This is a genomic window from Prevotella rectalis (assembly GCF_900607215.1).
Taxonomy (GTDB): domain Bacteria; phylum Bacteroidota; class Bacteroidia; order Bacteroidales; family Bacteroidaceae; genus Prevotella; species Prevotella brunnea.
Window position 1 is genome coordinate 575707 of sequence record NZ_LR027820.1, and the last position, 15391, is coordinate 591097.

15 protein-coding genes (1 of these 15 cut by a window edge) are annotated in these 15391 nt (G+C 39.0%); 5 read left to right on the top strand and 10 right to left on the bottom strand.

Annotated elements, in window-relative coordinates; genetic code table 11:
* Positions 1–672, bottom strand: partial view of a transposase gene (locus tag E0E16_RS03335; protein ID WP_130828813.1) — the 5' portion only. 396 nt of this gene lie to the left of the window's left edge; only the first 672 of its 1068 coding nucleotides appear in the window; it begins with the start codon at positions 670–672; the stop codon falls past the left edge of the window.
* A 366-nt stretch (positions 673–1038) separates the two neighbouring features.
* On the bottom strand, positions 1039–1794 hold the full coding sequence (locus tag E0E16_RS03340; protein ID WP_130828814.1) for a response regulator transcription factor: 756 nt from the start codon (positions 1792–1794) through the stop codon (positions 1039–1041).
* A gap of 228 nt (positions 1795–2022) precedes the next feature.
* On the opposite strand from E0E16_RS03340, the gene E0E16_RS03345 reads away from it, so the two are divergent.
* On the top strand, positions 2023–3258 hold the full coding sequence (locus tag E0E16_RS03345) for a transglutaminase-like domain-containing protein (RefSeq protein WP_130828815.1): 1236 nt from the start codon (positions 2023–2025) through the stop codon (positions 3256–3258).
* Between the two features lie 69 nt (positions 3259–3327).
* Positions 3328–3633, top strand: coding sequence for a hypothetical protein (locus tag E0E16_RS13470; protein ID WP_162304001.1), 306 nt, complete (start codon positions 3328–3330; stop codon positions 3631–3633).
* Positions 3634–3744: 111 nt separating this feature from the next.
* Here the strand turns inward: E0E16_RS13470 and rd are convergent, their stop codons facing one another.
* Positions 3745–3909: a rubredoxin gene (rd, locus tag E0E16_RS03350; RefSeq protein ID WP_130828816.1), complete on the bottom strand. Its 165-nt coding sequence runs from the start codon at positions 3907–3909 to the stop codon at positions 3745–3747.
* Positions 3910–4658: 749 nt separating this feature from the next.
* Here rd and E0E16_RS03355 point away from each other — a divergent pair.
* Positions 4659–6320: an AMP-binding protein gene (locus E0E16_RS03355; RefSeq protein ID WP_130828817.1), complete on the top strand. Its 1662-nt coding sequence runs from the start codon at positions 4659–4661 to the stop codon at positions 6318–6320.
* 60 nt (positions 6321–6380) lie between these two features.
* Here the strand turns inward: E0E16_RS03355 and E0E16_RS03360 are convergent, their stop codons facing one another.
* The 3 genes from E0E16_RS03360 to E0E16_RS03370 are packed head-to-tail and all read right to left on the bottom strand — an operon-like array spanning position 6381 to position 8523.
* The gene (locus E0E16_RS03360) at positions 6381–7064 is read right to left on the bottom strand and encodes an RluA family pseudouridine synthase (RefSeq protein WP_130828818.1); all 684 of its coding nucleotides are present in this window, start codon (positions 7062–7064) and stop codon (positions 6381–6383) included.
* A 55-nt stretch (positions 7065–7119) separates the two neighbouring features.
* Positions 7120–7866: a 3-oxoacyl-[acyl-carrier-protein] reductase gene (fabG, locus tag E0E16_RS03365; RefSeq protein WP_130828819.1), complete on the bottom strand. Its 747-nt coding sequence runs from the start codon at positions 7864–7866 to the stop codon at positions 7120–7122.
* 39 nt (positions 7867–7905) lie between these two features.
* Positions 7906–8523 carry a TetR/AcrR family transcriptional regulator gene (locus tag E0E16_RS03370; RefSeq protein ID WP_130828820.1) on the bottom strand — a complete coding sequence of 206 codons (618 nt, stop codon included), beginning with the start codon at positions 8521–8523 and terminating at the stop codon, positions 7906–7908.
* Between the two features lie 819 nt (positions 8524–9342).
* Between E0E16_RS03370 and E0E16_RS03375 the strand changes: the two genes are divergently transcribed.
* Positions 9343–10389, top strand: a complete 1047-nt coding sequence (locus E0E16_RS03375) for an esterase-like activity of phytase family protein (protein WP_181951317.1) — start codon at positions 9343–9345, stop codon at positions 10387–10389.
* 44 nt (positions 10390–10433) lie between these two features.
* On the opposite strand, the gene E0E16_RS03380 is transcribed toward E0E16_RS03375, so the two are convergent.
* Genes E0E16_RS03380 through E0E16_RS03395 form a run of 4 tightly spaced genes read right to left on the bottom strand, consistent with a single transcriptional unit; the run spans position 10434 to position 14813 of the window.
* Complete coding sequence (locus tag E0E16_RS03380; RefSeq protein ID WP_130828821.1) at positions 10434–11123, bottom strand: sigma-70 family RNA polymerase sigma factor; 690 nt, start codon at positions 11121–11123, stop codon at positions 10434–10436.
* 39 nt (positions 11124–11162) lie between these two features.
* Positions 11163–11816 (bottom strand): DedA family protein, encoded by a 654-nt coding sequence (locus E0E16_RS03385; RefSeq protein ID WP_130828822.1) that lies wholly within the window; start codon positions 11814–11816, stop codon positions 11163–11165.
* 57 nt (positions 11817–11873) lie between these two features.
* On the bottom strand, positions 11874–13079 hold the full coding sequence (locus E0E16_RS03390; protein ID WP_130828823.1) for a tetratricopeptide repeat protein: 1206 nt from the start codon (positions 13077–13079) through the stop codon (positions 11874–11876).
* 12 nt (positions 13080–13091) lie between these two features.
* Positions 13092–14813 (bottom strand): glutamine--tRNA ligase/YqeY domain fusion protein, encoded by a 1722-nt coding sequence (locus E0E16_RS03395; RefSeq protein WP_130828824.1) that lies wholly within the window; start codon positions 14811–14813, stop codon positions 13092–13094.
* Between the two features lie 258 nt (positions 14814–15071).
* Between E0E16_RS03395 and E0E16_RS03400 the strand changes: the two genes are divergently transcribed.
* Positions 15072–15391, top strand: a 320-nt coding sequence (locus E0E16_RS03400; RefSeq protein WP_181951318.1) for a hypothetical protein, incomplete at its 3' end; no start/stop codon positions are given.

The following is a 15391-nucleotide window of genomic DNA, read 5'->3' on the forward strand; positions in this document are numbered from 1 at the left end:
AACGTTCCTCTCGGTCAGTTCCTCAAACTTTTCATAGTTGATATATGCACGATCCAGGGCAATGATTTCATCATGCTTGAAATGGCTGGGGGCGAGCATAAAGGAATCGTTGGTAGCAGCAGAAGTGAACTTCACGTCACAGTGAACTCCTTCGTTTGCATGAATGACGGAATGCACTTTTATGCCTCCCTTCTTCTTTCCCGTCTTAGGATGCCGTCCCACACCCTTGAAGATGACGTTAGAGAACAGGGTTATCGTGGTGGAATCGATGATTCTCAGACGCTTTATCCATTCCTCCGTACCATTGCGTCGGCTGTCCGAAGAAAGTCTGTCCTTATTGGACTCGTAAAGGTCGTGGTACACGTCCTCAAAGAACTTCTCCGAGCGTCTGGCGTTCGCATCTGACAGGGTACTGCGCTTAGGAACCCTGTCAATGCCTATGTGGTGAAGCTTGCGCACCTCAGCCGTCATTGCCGCCTCTATCTCGCGCAGGGAGTCGAAGCGCATGATGACTGCATACAGCATCGTAAGAAGATGGGTGAAGCCATCAAAGGTCTTCACATACCGCTCACCGCCGTTCCGACGGCTTATTTCAACTATTTTATCATGGTCGAGAGATTTTATCAGCTGACCATATACCGGCTGTCCGAAGAAATGTGTACTTTTGCCCATGTTATCTGAGTTTGGAAACAAAAGCAAAGATAACAAAAAGGGCTGATACCTCGTGAGAAGTGTCAGCCCTAATTCATAAAAAATGTGGGATGTTTAGCGGACAGTAATAATAAATAACAAGTTATTCCCCACTAATCTTCCGCTGATTCGAAAAAACACAATAGAAAATTGACGGGCTATATCTCGGAATGCTTTACAAAAAGTGTCGGACATTCAGAATCCGGCAGTGGTCTCACTCATAAGCTCAGAAGAATGACAACCAGGATTTTTCAGATGTTTCACCAATCTCAAAAGAAACACTCAGCGATCGTTGAGTTGATGAAGCAGTTAAAGCTAAGGTTTGCACATGTCAGCCAAAGAATCCAGCTAAAGAAGTTTGTTGTTGGTGGCAAATGACAGCGCTTCGGTGATATTTGCTACCTTCAACCGCTCAAACATATTTCTACGATAGAACTTAACGGTGTCAACCGATTTACACATTCTTTCGGCTATCTCATTTATGGTCAACCCCGAAGATGCAAGCCGGAGCATATCCTTTTCTTCCTCTTTCAGCACTACCCCCTCCTGCTTAATCCACCGATGTCCTTCCAATGAGTACCTCCAATAGTCAGACTTTCCATCTTGATGAAACTCTATGTGTCCCGCCGTATCATGCGTTGAGAGCGAGACGATGCACATCGCAATCCACACTTTTCCCTCGTCGGACAGCAGAATCGGGGTGAGTTTATGATTTATCAGGATTTTCTTCCTGTCATACAGCAAATGAAAATCATAGGTTACGTAGCAGCTTTGTCGTTCCTCCATGGGAAGAGAATCGAATAATCGAAAGCCCCCACTGTTGATCTGAACCAGCATTGATTGCTCTTCTTCGGGTACATATTTTAGATAATAGGCATAACCGAGCTCTCTCACCTCTTGAGACGAGAGACCGCAAAGAAAGAGCGGATTGTCTGATACATACAGGAAATTTTGTTGTGAGTAATCAATCAGATAGACACTTTGATACGACAACCGAGAAAAGGCCTCTACTGTACGGATTAACGGAACAATATGCCCATATTGTTCATTCTCTATTCTTCCTATCGTGTTGGAAGGTATGAAAAAGTCGTCTTTCTTTGTCATGTCTATCACTAAATTACTGTCCAAAAGTACAAAAATTTATACAAATGTCTTACATTCACTACACAAAAGTGTAGTTTTTCTTTTGTTCACCTCAAAATTACCCAAAAGTGTAGTAGAACAAGAAAACGAATTGATTATCTTTGCTTCTGCAATGAACAAATTGCTTTTAATTGAAGAGAATGGGAGGTACAGCCCGAAACATTTATATAAACAAAAATACATAAAACAATGAAAAAGGACCTATTATTATTTTTTGCTTTGATTATCGCTGCATTGTCAGCCCATGCGCAAACAGACTCGGAACGAATGAACAAACTCATTGCAGAGCTAACTCCTCTTGATAGTGCCTACAAAGCTCAATACGAAAACAAAGACTATTCGGCAGCAATCCAGTCCATCAACCAAATGTTGAAGATTTGGAATGGAATGGAATTGTCGAAAGAAGAAAATGAGAAATATGGCGCAGCAATCAAGAACAGTGTAGCCATCCTCTATTATAATCAGGCTTGTTCCTATTCGTTAGCCAACAAACGCAAAGAGGCGATTGATGCTTTTCGGCAGAGTGTTGCCTACGGATACACCAACTATCGTAGCGCAAAGAATGACGAAGATTTTAAGAACATACAAAACGACAAGAAATTCAAGAAGATATTGGAATCGATTCATCAGTATGACAAACTTTTCATCTTGCAGCACAGCAAGGGTTACAACAAGGAAAACACTGATTCATTACCCCATTTCAGATACCAGTCTCCAGAGAATTACCCTTTGGAATACACCCGCAATTTCTTTAACCTTGACTCGGTGGCGGGAAATGGTGACGAGATTTCCAAATTCAAAAACATACTGAAGTTCGTTCACGATACCATTCCGCACGATGGCGGCAACTTTGGCTTTTGCGAGAGCGACCCTATAGACATCTACAACTATCACAAGACGACTGGCAAGGGCGTGAACTGTCGCCAACTCGCAATCACACTCTGCGGCATGTATCTGGCAATGGGTTATCCCGCCCGCTATGTAACCTGCCTGCCACAAGACGCCAACGATAGCGATTGCCATGTGATTTGTTGCGTCTATTCTCAAAAACTTGACAAATGGCTCTGGATGGACCCCACCTTCAACGCCTATGTAGAGGACGATAAGGGAAATCTGTTGAGCATTGAAGAAGTGAGAAGCAGACTGATTGCCAACCAACCCCTTGTTCTGAACGAGGATGCCAATTGGAACAATAAGAAAACATACAACAAAGAGTATTATTTGGATTACTACATGGCCAAAAACCTTTATTGGCTGGAATGTACTGACTTCAATTGCTTTAATCCTGAACCACGTTTCAGAGACATAAAAAGGACTTATATAGGACTGGTGCCACAGGGATTCACATCAAAGGCAACAGAAGATACAATGCTGACGAGCGACCCTGACTATTTCTGGCAGAAGCCTGCGACTGCTAAAAACTAACCTTATGGTGTCAACTTAGTTCTCCCTTAACCCGCTCCATAGCTCAAATCGCTGATAACGAAACGGAGAATGAAGAACGAGAGTAGGCACAGCGGAAGATTAGTGGAGAATAACTTATTATTTATATTAATAATTCCGACCTTCGCATCATGGAAAAATATGTTACGCACCTTGGCAACTCTTGTGTTGCTCACTCAAATATTAGAGTTTTTTACTATCGTTTCTGGGCGTGAGGTCGGATCAGAGTTTCATATCAGTCTTGACGAACGGCTTGAGGATTACTATCATATTGACGGACACACATTTGAGAAACAATACAAGGAAGTTCTCAATGGACCAGACAGAACATGCCAACGAGTGGCTGCTCTTTCCTGACTTTCTACTGAGCCGAAATTACTCTTTATCACTACAATGATAATACATAATAATAAAGGTGCATCAAAGAAGTATTTTAATGCACCTTGTTCTATTTGTTCGTAATTAGAATTACTCCTCTACTACAATGAAGTCTTCTTTTCCAACTCCACAAAGTGGGCAAACCCAATCATCAGGTATGTCTTCAAAAGCTGTACCCGGCGCGATTCCTCCATCAGGATCTCCTACTTCCGGATCATATACATAACCACAAGTTTCGCATTCGTATTTTTTCATAATGTCTTAATTATAATTATTAACTAAAAATCTTGCAGCAAAGGTAATTGAAATTTAAATAAATTACAAATTTATATTGTTAAATATTGTAACTACTTGAAGGAAACATAGAAAAATAAATTATCGCACTCTCATGTTTTTTTGTATTTTAAATACAAATCACCCGTAACTCAATACAAATCTAACATATAAGTGGGTTCAAGATAACAATATAGAGACGCTTTCCCCACTAAATTTCGACTAAGCTATTGATTCTTATTTGGAGATATGGATGATAGCTTATGATATAAAAATGCCCAACGTTTCGCAACGATGGGCACTCAATCTCAATAGGTATTAGTCTTTTAAGGTAAAAAGATTGTATTCAGGATAACGTTTGCAAAGATATAGTTTTTTTTTATATGTACCAAATTTTTATGCATTTATTTTTCAAAAATATCAGACTATTTTTTTGACGATGTGATGCAATTATATTAGAGTGGCTTCAAAAGATTACTGTGATATTCAAATCTTATTCCAATTTATGCACTTGTACATTTATTTTCCTCCTTGTTATCTTTCCTTTGTAAATACTATAAAGTGTCAAACTATGTTTTGTTTTTTACTTGATGACTTCTTCTTTGAAGAAAAAATAGAACAATATGCCAAAATAAGATATATTATCGCCAAAAGAAAATAAATATTGCACATTATTTTTTGAAATGTGCAGATAAATACCTATCTTTGCAAACGATTATTTATAACGTGTAATGGAACAATTTCCGAGCTTTAATGAGATAATAGAGAAGAGCATTATCAAAAATTGGGATCTTGATGCTCTTACAGATTATAAAGGTAAAACCCTTCAATACCGTGATGTGGCTCGTAAGATAGAGAAACTTCATATCATGTTTGAAGCGAGTGGTGTACAAAAAGGTGATAAAATTGCTATCTGTGGTAGAAATTCTTCCATGTGGGCAGCGTCTTTTTTGGCTATTCTTACCTATGGTGCCGTTGCTGTGCCTATTCTTCATGAGTTTACGCCTGATCAGGTTCATAACATTGTAAATCACTCAGATGCGAAAATCCTTTTTGTCGGGGATGTGGTATCAACCCAGATTGATTCCACAAAGATGCCGAATCTTGAAGGTATTATTTATCTTCCGGACTTATCACTTATTTTAAGCAGAACTGAGAAACTCACGTTTGCTCGTGAGCATTTGAATGAAATATTTGGTAAGAAATATCCCAAGTATTTCCGACAAGAGCATGTTCATTACTATCATGAACATTATGGGGATGAGCTTGCTTTGATAAATTATACTAGTGGTACTACCGGGCGATCAAAAGGCGTTATGATACCTTATCGCGCTCTATCAAGTAATCTTGATTTTGCGATTAATGCATTAGACGGATTGGTAAAAGAGGGCGATAACGTCATCAGTATATTGCCCATGGCTCATATGTATGGAATGTCCTTTGAATTTATATTTGAATTCGTTAAAGGCATACATATTTTCTTCCTTACGCGTATGCCATCTCCTGCAATCATCGCCCAGGCTTTGGCAGACGTGAAGCCGGTAATCATGATTGCCGTTCCATTGATTATTGAAAAAATTATTCGCAAAAAGGTTTTTCCTAAAATCCAAAATAATCGAATGAAACTTTTGCTGAATATGCCAATGATAAACAAAAAAGTCAAGGAAAAGATTCGCGATCAAGTTTATGAGGCGTTCGGAGGGAATCTGTATGAGATAATTGTTGGCGGAGCAGCTTTGAATAGAGAGGTAGAAGATTTCTTAAAAGATATAGGCTTCCCATATACGGTAGGCTATGGAACTACAGAGTGTGCTCCGATTATTTGTTATAGTGATTGGAAAACATTTGTAAAAGGCTCTTGTGGAAGAGCCGCCTTACATCAACAGGTAAAGATTGATAGCTCTGATCCGGAAAACACGCCTGGTGAAATCCTTACTAAGGGTCCTAATGTGCTCTTGGGATATTATAAGAATGAGGAGGACACAAAGAATTGTATTGATGAAGACGGATGGTTTCATACCGGGGATCTTGGGACAATTGACAGCGAAGGTAATGTATTTATAAAAGGGCGTTCAAAAAACATGCTTTTGGGTAGTAATGGGCAGAATATATATCCGGAAGAAGTTGAAGATAAACTTAATTCCCTTCCATTGGTTAGTGAGTGTCTTGTTGTTCAACGAGCAGAGAAATTAGTTGGATTGGTATATCCGGATTATGAGGAAGCAAAAAGTTTGGGCTTAAACGATAATGATATTTCCAGTATCATGGATGAAAACCGAGCACAATTAAATGAAAGTATTCCTAATTATTGTAAAGTTTCGGAATTTGAAATCTTAAAAGAGGAATTTGAAAAGACGCCCAAACGGTCGATTAAGCGTTATCTTTATCAGTAATAAGAATAGGATTTTGATAGATTATATTGAATAGAGTAGGAGATAGCACTTCGCATGGTGCTATCTTTTATTGTTTATGTGGCTTATGCCTTTCCATAAATTATCGTCAGGTAGGGGTGATTCGATGGAAATAGTTTCTTTAGATACAGGGTGAGTGAATTCGATATGATGGCTTAACAATGAAATACTGCCATCAGGATTAGACCTTTTAGCCCCATATTTCAAATCTCCTTTGATAGGACATCCTATGTATGCCAATTGACATCGGATTTGATGATGACGTCCTGTTAGTAAATTTACTTCTATTAATGTATAATGGTCTGAAGCATTAATAACCTGATATTGCAAAATGGCTTTTTTGGAATTAGGAATTTCTTGTGGATACGCATAGCTTTTATTCTGCTTCTCATTGCGTATCAGCCAATTTGTAATAGTTCCCTCTTTTTCTTTTGGGGCATTTTGTACGATAGCCCAATATGTTTTTTTGATTTCTCCCTCACGAAACATCTTATTGAGGCGTGATAGGGCTTTTGATGTTTTTGCGAAAACTACTAATCCGGCAACAGGTCGGTCTAAACGATGGACGACACCAAGAAAAACATTACCGGGTTTGGAGTATTTCTCTTTCAACCATACTTTTACTTTTTCTGAGAGTGGGGAGTCTCCTGTTTTATCTCCCTGTACAATCTCACCACTTTCTTTATAGACAATTATTATATGATTGTCTTCATACAGAACTTTCATTGCAGGTAAGGAAATCCCAAGCCCACACATATGTATGGGGCTTGGGAGCTATTTATTACATATTCATTCCACCATCTACTTGGATGACTTGTCCGGATACATACGCTGAAAGATCGGAAGCTAAGAAAAGCGCGGTGTTTGCGATGTCCTCAGTAGTTCCGCCCCTTCGCAAGGGTATCTTATTTGTCCACTCTTTTCTTATGTCCTCAGAAAGCTGTTGCGTCATAGCCGTATCAATGAATCCGGGAGCGATAGCGTTCGCGCGAATACCTTTTGGACCCATTTCTTGCGCAATCGATTTTGCAAGTGCTATCATTCCGGCTTTGGAAGCTGCGTAGTTGGCTTGTCCGGCATTGCCGTGAACACCTACCACACTTGCCATATTGATGATACTGCCTTTGCGTTGGCGCAACATGATGGGCAGGCAGGCATGGATGAAGTTAAAAGCACTCTTAAGATTTACGCCTATAACCGCATCCCATTGAGCTTCTGTCATTCGAAGCATCAAGCTATCTTTTGTTATACCGGCATTATTGACTAATATATCAATGGTACCGAAATCTTCTTTTATTAATTTTACAACCTCTTCTGTTTGAGTGAAATCTGCGGCATTGCTCGCATATCCTTTGCATTTAACTCCGAGAGCAGTGATTTCCACTTCTGCGGCTTTTGCGTTTTCATCAATTGCCAAGTCTGTAAATGCGATGTTCGCACCTTCTTTCGCGAACTTCAGTGCAATCGCATTTCCTATACCTCTTGCTGCACCTGTAATAAGTGCTGTCTTTCCGTTTAATAATTTCATTTTTTATTTTATCGTATTTGTTTTGTTTTCATTTTAGAATTAAAGGGGAGTGTTGTCAGAACCTTGTCTCGAATTCTTGTTTCCTAATGCTCCATACACAACTTTTGCAACCAATGGTCGGCTTGTCTCTTCTGTTAAGCCGTGTCCCAATCGTCCGTAAATAAAAGGAACTTCAAGACCTTTTATGCAATAATGGGTAATATCGGCTACCAATTTTACATTGTCGATGTCAAAGTCTCCATCGGCTTTAGCTTCTGTATATACCTTTTGAAAAAGTTCTATTTCATCCTCATCAAAATTCTTTCTTACTTTCTCAACCATCCAAATGTTTCTGAAAAATTCTGCTCTTAAATTGCCATTTCGCATAACTGTTTCTTTTATCATGCTTAAATGTGTATAAATCAGCTCAATAATCTTGTCATGAGGTGGAATCTTCTTAGCTGCGACTTCATCAAGTTTATCAGACAAGCGTTCAAGTTCAGCCTCAATAACTGCAAAATATACATCGTCTTTGCTTTTGAAATATGTATAGAGCGTACGCCGTCCTTTTCCGGAAGCCTTAGCAATATCGTTCATTGTGGTATTTGCTATTCCGTTCTTTGCAAACAATTGGCGTGCAACATCTACTAATTTTTGCCTTGTTTTTGAAATTGACATCTTGTTTATCCTTAAATTTGACTTATTTGCACAGTACTAATACCATGTGCAAATATAGAAAAAAAATATTAAATAACAAATAGTTTGTAAAAAAAAAGATGATTATTATTGGATTTATCTCAATAGTGTCTTAAATATTTTTTCAAGAACTTACGAAACATCGCATAAATCATAAGACTTGACGTGTTTTCTTTCTAATCATAACCTCAAATTCGTATTCAGGTGTTAGTGAACAGACACTTGATAGCGAACGTTTGACCTGACCGACACCATGAAATTATATTACAAAAACTGTGTTTGAGACACACTTTGTAATCTGTTGATAATCAGGATGGTATTAATTGCGATTTAAAAGCTTAGCTTTTGCCCTCCAATTCATGACCTTTTGCAGTGCAAAAGGTAAGCTTTTGGAAAGTGAGAGCTAAGTTTTGGGTGGATGAATGATGAATATTTAGGACATTATTGGATTTATCTAACTTTCCTCTTCGAACTCAGGGCGCACACCGGATTCCATCGCGTTCACGTCGTTGGTTAATTTGCAAATCGAGGTCTCACATGTCATCACAAAGTTAGTAGCCTTCCCATGGACGAGTATATCGTGTCATCAGTTTTAGGCGGATGTCTCGATTCTGTTATCGAAGTCCTTGTAATGAACGTTTTCTCAGCGGATGTGCCTATGCAGGTCTTGAAACTTTTACCGACAAAAGAGATGGGAGTTTCGAGAATTTATTTCCCGTTTTTTATTCCCACTAGCTTATATATCGCGATTTTTATGTAAATTTGCGTTCAAAATATAATAGGTTGAAAGAAATATTGTATATGGGCAAAGGAGGTAAATTGCATGAGTATTTGAAAGTTTTAGCAGTACTTATTGTCAGTTCGATATTCATTAATTTGTTTGCCCAGGACAAGTTGGAGATAAAACGAATCAATTCTCAACGATATTTTAACTCATTGCCTAAAGGCAATTACAGCGGTATAACGTGGTTGGGAGGAAATAATTATGCCCTTGTTTCCGACAAGACCGAAAACAGCGGTTTTCATTTGATAGAGCTTGTGCTTGATTCTGTTTCAGGAGAAATTATTAATGCAAGTTACAAAGGCTTTAGAAGTTCTTCGGAGGCTAATCATGACGAAGAGGGAATTGCTTTTTACCATCCGGATAGTTCTGTTTTCATTGCGCGAGAAGGCGACAATTCTATTTGTGAATATAATATACAAGGAGAACTAACAGGAAGGCGTATCCGGCTTCCTGAATTTTTTGCCCAAGCATCAGCAAGTTATGGGATAGAATCGCTTACATATAATCATATGACCGGTTTATTTTGGACAACTACCGAGAGCACATTGCCTGCTGACGGAAAACAAGCAGATACCAATAACTGTCTAAGCAATAGGCTTCGTTTGCAATCTTTTGATAAAAACTTTCAATGTTTCAACCAATATTTTTATGAAATGGATCCCCCATCTACAAGTGTGTTGGCAAGAAATTATGCGCTTGGGGTTTCTGATTTAGCTGCAATGGATGATGGTCGGTTACTTGTTTTAGAACGCGAGTTCTTTGTTTCAAAAAATAAAATCGGATCTTTTGTTTGTAATAAGATATATATTGTGAATCCGTTGCGAGGTATTCCTATTGATAGCACGAAACCTTTGCATGAAAACCTTATACCCATCCCTAAAACACTGATGTGTCAGTGGAAAACCAAGTTATCTGTTTTCCACCAAAATTTAGCCAATTATGAGGGAATGTGTCTTGGACCAAAACTTATAGATGGTTCGCAAGTGCTAATTCTTTGTGCTGACAGTCAAAACCAGCATAAAGGTATTTTACGTGATTGGTTCAAAACTATCATAATAAGATGAATTATGATAGAACTTGGAGACGAGATTAAAATGTATTGCTTTTGTTATTTCAATCTTTTCTTCAATTTGCGGATAGCTTTATCTCTTATTTGTCTGACGCGCTCTCTTTTTAAGCCCATCATTTCTCCAATTTCCGCCATTGTATAATTACTACCTTCTTTCAGACCATAAATAAGACTAATTATTTTTCTTTCTCTTGCATCGAGCACGTTCATTCCTTGTTCTATTTCAGATTTGAGAATCTTGCGATTAAGGTGTTCATCGGCATGACTAGCATTGGTGTTTTCTAATACATTTTGCAATGTAAAATTATTATTGCTTCCAATGGGTACGGGCTGATCAATGGATATGGCATGTGCGCGCTTGTGTTCAAAAGGTCTTTTTTCAGTCTTTGGAACTTTGTATAGGCTGGTTTGCTCTTTTATAGCTTCCTCCATCGCATGTCTGATATAAGTAGCTGCAAAATTTACGAAACGACTTCCTTTTTCTCCATCAAACTTTTGGGCGGCATGCATCATACCTATATTGCCTTCACTGATGAGATCGTTCTCGCTCAAGCCTTCGTTACGATATTGATGAGCAAGACTTACAACAAATCTGAGGTTAGCTTTCGTTAGTTTCTCCAATGCTTTTGCATCTCCCAATTTTATCTTAGCCGCAAGTTCACGTTCCTCTGTGTCAGTCAATATTTGCTCGTGAGCAATTTCTTCCATGTATTTCCCGTTTGTTGCCATAATGATTTAGATTTTGATTGAACGTTAGATGCTGAATAATTATTTTTCGTTAGCTTCTGTGATAGTCTTATTACTATTTCGTTTTATCGACCATTTAATAAAGAAATAGCCGACCACAATTACTAAAATCCCTATAATCGTGAATTTAATATATTCTCCGTATTCCATTATTTTGTTATTTAATTGATCTTCCGGAACAAACGTGTGGAGATAATATCCCAATAATGCAAGGATAGTATGCCATAGACCGGCACCAATCGTTGTATAGAGTAAGAATTTCCAATAGTTCATCTTCGCGAGTCCGGCGGGAATAGAGATAAGATGTCTAATACCGGGAATAAGTCTTCCTGTCAAAGTGGCTACAACACCATGATTATAGAAGTACTTTTCACTCTTCTCGACTTTTTCTTGATTCAACAAGCATAAGTGTCCCCATTTACTATTTGCGAACTTATAGATGAGCGGTCGTCCCAAATACCACCCCGCCCAATAATTAATGGAGGCTCCGCAGTTGGCTCCCAATGTGGAAAAAAGAATGACCAACCAAATGTTAATATTTCCTCCGGCTGCATGATAGGCTGCCGGTGCGACAACCAATTCGGAAGGAACTGGAATTACGGTACTTTCCAGCAACATCAGAAGAAATATTGTTCCGTAATTAAGTTGGGATAGAAGGGAGGATATGAAACTCATATATCTTAAATTCTTTTTTATATTATAAATAAATTCCCCATATGGGTATTATTCTTGCTATTCACTATTATTCTCCCGAGGGCGGAAGTTGGGATAATCCTTTGGAAGAGTGTTCTTAGGATATAGATCTTCCAGTATTTCTTTACACTCTTTTTGGTTTTTTTTGATGGCTGTTTTCAACCTTTGCTCATATTCATCTTGGTACCCTAACTCGAAGCAGCAGCGTGCCAAATGAGCATAACCGAAGTTCCAATTATTTCCTACCTTGGGTAAATTTCTACTTAGTAATTGGTATGCAAACTCCAAGTAGCCGTTATCAAATGCCGAAATCGCTATATGTATCAAGGTAACAGCCGTCTCTTTCGATTCTTTTAGAGCCAGTGAGAAATAATTGTAGGCTTCTTGCATGTTGTTAAGGAGTAGGTATAAATGTCCGATGGTAACACTGATAATGTGTTGGTCGTTATTATTCCCTGCTTTCTTGTACTTATTATAATACTCTATCGCGTCTTTGTAATTTCCCAAACTATATAGGCTGTTGGCCTTGTTCAGAAGTGCCTCGTCATCGTCAGGGTTGATGGCTATGGAGTATTCGCTTGACGTAACAGATTCTTGGAAGTTGTTTCTTAAGAATTGATTTTGTGCCAAGCTGTTCCAGTAGATGCCTGAATATGGATTTTCATCTAAAAGCTCATTTAATATTTTTTCGCTTTCTTCGTATTTCCCACGAATATTCAGAAGTCTTGCTTGGATTTCTCGGAAAGGACTGCTTTCTTTCATATTTGAAATGTTAAGCCATTCTTCTGTCTTCCGGTCTTCATCGTAATCGGCAAATAAAGTGGCGACATCAATAATGAAATCCTCTTTATCCTCTTCGTCTGTACTCTCCAAACAGTCATGAAGATATAGGTCGGCTTCTTCGGTTTTTCCACTTGCCAAGAGAATTTCCGCCTTCAAATAGAAATATTCCGGATCACTCTTGTCGATGATTTTCTCTGCCAATTCTTCTGCTTTTTCCGGATTGTTTTCCGTCAGCAGCGCAAATCTGGAAAGAAACGCAAGTGGAGAGACTGCCCCCGGATATATCTGAAGGGCGTAAAGGGCAGCCTCAGTAGCTTTCTCCACATTGCCTTTAAGATGATAGTATTCGGCTATGTCGGTCAATTCTTCTGAGTCGAGGAAGGAACTGAATGCTTGTTCTCCCCCTTCTTCGTATTCCCGAAGAATGTTTTTGAATTTTTCAGATTTATAATAACTATCCAATTTCCCGGCTTCTTATTTTTTATTGTTAGCTTTTGCCCATGTATCTTTCAAACCAACAGTTTTGTTGAACACCAAATGATTATCCGTAGAATCCGGATCCATCATGAAATAACCAATTCTTTGGAATTGCAGATAATCACCCGGTTTTTTCTCGATGAGGAAGTTTTCAACATAACAATTGTCGTGTGTTTTCAGGCTGTCAGGGTTGAGAAGTTCTCTAAAATCTCTTTCATCTGCAGCTGGGTTTTCAACCATGAATAATCTGTCGTATTCGCGGACTTCAGCTTTCAAGCAGTGATCGGCACTTACCCAATGCAGAGTTCCTTTTACTTTCCGGTTCGCACCATCCATACCACTTTTGCTGTTTGGATCATATTCCGCTTGGATTTCAACAATATTACCTTCAGCATCTTTTGTGCAGCCTGTACACATAACAATATAGGCATTCTTTAGGCGAACCTCCTTACCGGGAGTCATTCGGAAGAACTTTCTCGGTGCGTCTTCCATGAAATCGGCACGTTCAATCCATAGATTCTTGGAAAAAGATATGATATGCGCTCCTTCTGCTTCATTCTCCGGATTATTCACTGCTTTCATTTCTTCTGTCTTACCTTCAGGATAGTTAGTAATGACAAGTTTCACGGGGTCAAGTACCGCACTAACTCGAGTGGCTTTTTTGTTTAAGTCGTCTCGAACAGCTGCCTCAAGCAATGCCACATCATTGAGCGCATCGAATTTGGTATATCCAATTGATCGGATAAATGCTCTGATAGATTCCGGTGAATAACCTCGTCGTCGCATACCACATAAAGTTGGCATGCGTGGATCGTCCCATCCCTTCACAAAATTTTCATCTACAAGCGTGTGCAATTTTCTTTTCGACATCACCGTGTAGGTAAGGTTCAATCTGTTGAACTCAATCTGCCTTGGGCGATTATCATGAAGATGATCGGCAGTGCCGTCATATTCCTTGAGAAAATCTATTAATTTGTCATAGAGAGGACGGTGAGGTACGAACTCTAAGGTGCAAATCGAATGGGTTACCCCCTCGAAATAATCGCTCTGCCCATGTGCGAAATCATACATTGGGTAACAATGCCATTTGTTTCCCGTACGATGGTGAGGGGTGTGTATGATACGGTAAATGATGGGGTCGCGGAAGTGCATGTTGGGATTCGCCATGTCCAATTTTGCCCTAAGCACCATGCTGCCCTCCACGGCTTCAGCCGTATTCATTTTTTTGAATAGTTCAAGACTTTCGGCAATTGGACGGTTTCGATAAGGCGAAGCTACGCCGGCTTGTGTGGGAGTGCCTTTTTGCTTTGCGATGGTTTCAGAATCTTGTTCATCCACATAGGCAAGTCCTTTTTTTATCATCCAAATAGCGAAGTCCCATAGTTTCTCAAAATAATCACTGGCATAATAGATATTGCCCCATTTGAATCCTAACCAACTGATATCCTGAAGAATGTTTTCTACGTATTCGTTGTTTTCTTTAGTTGGATTGGTGTCATCGAAGCGAAGATTGCAAACTCCGTTATAGTTTTCCGCCACACCGAAATCCATACATATCGCTTTTGCGTGCCCAATATGCAAGTATCCGTTGGGTTCCGGTGGAAATCGGGTTTGAATCCTCTTTCCATTTTTACCCTCTACTATATCTTCTTCTACAAATTGTTCTACGAAACTTAAGCTGCGTTTCTCTTCACTTGTGTTAGTATCAATTGTATTCATATACCACTTGTTTGATTATGCTGCAAAGATAGCTATTTTTCTTGTTAATTCCCATATTTCAGCTTAATATTAATGCTTGTAGTTGTCTGTTGAAGTTTTTTGATGGTTCTGCCATACGCCTTGTTTTCTTCAAGACTGATTTATATTTTTTTCTGTTGTAAAGTGTCATGACTGCAAGGCGATAGGTTTGACGTGCTTCAATGTGTCTTATACGGATTTAGCTTGTCACAATTCTGACTATAAAAAAAGTAAGAAATTATGACAAAACGTAAAACCCCGCGCGAATTTTCGTATTCGTTCAAGCTGCAAGTGTTAATCGATTATTATTCTAGCGGTGCTTCTCAAGCGTCCATATTGCGTAAGTGGAATGTGTCTAGTGGTTCAATGTTCCAATGGCTGAAACGTTGGCCCGTTGATTCAAAATCGTTATCTTTGCCCTCGGAAGTAATCCAGAGGTATCGTATGGCTCATAAAGAAACGAATTTGACAGACAATGAGATATTGCGCCAGAAGATAGTGAACCTCCAACACGCATTGTCTTTGGAGAAGATGCGCAGCCGTGCCTATGAGAAACTCAT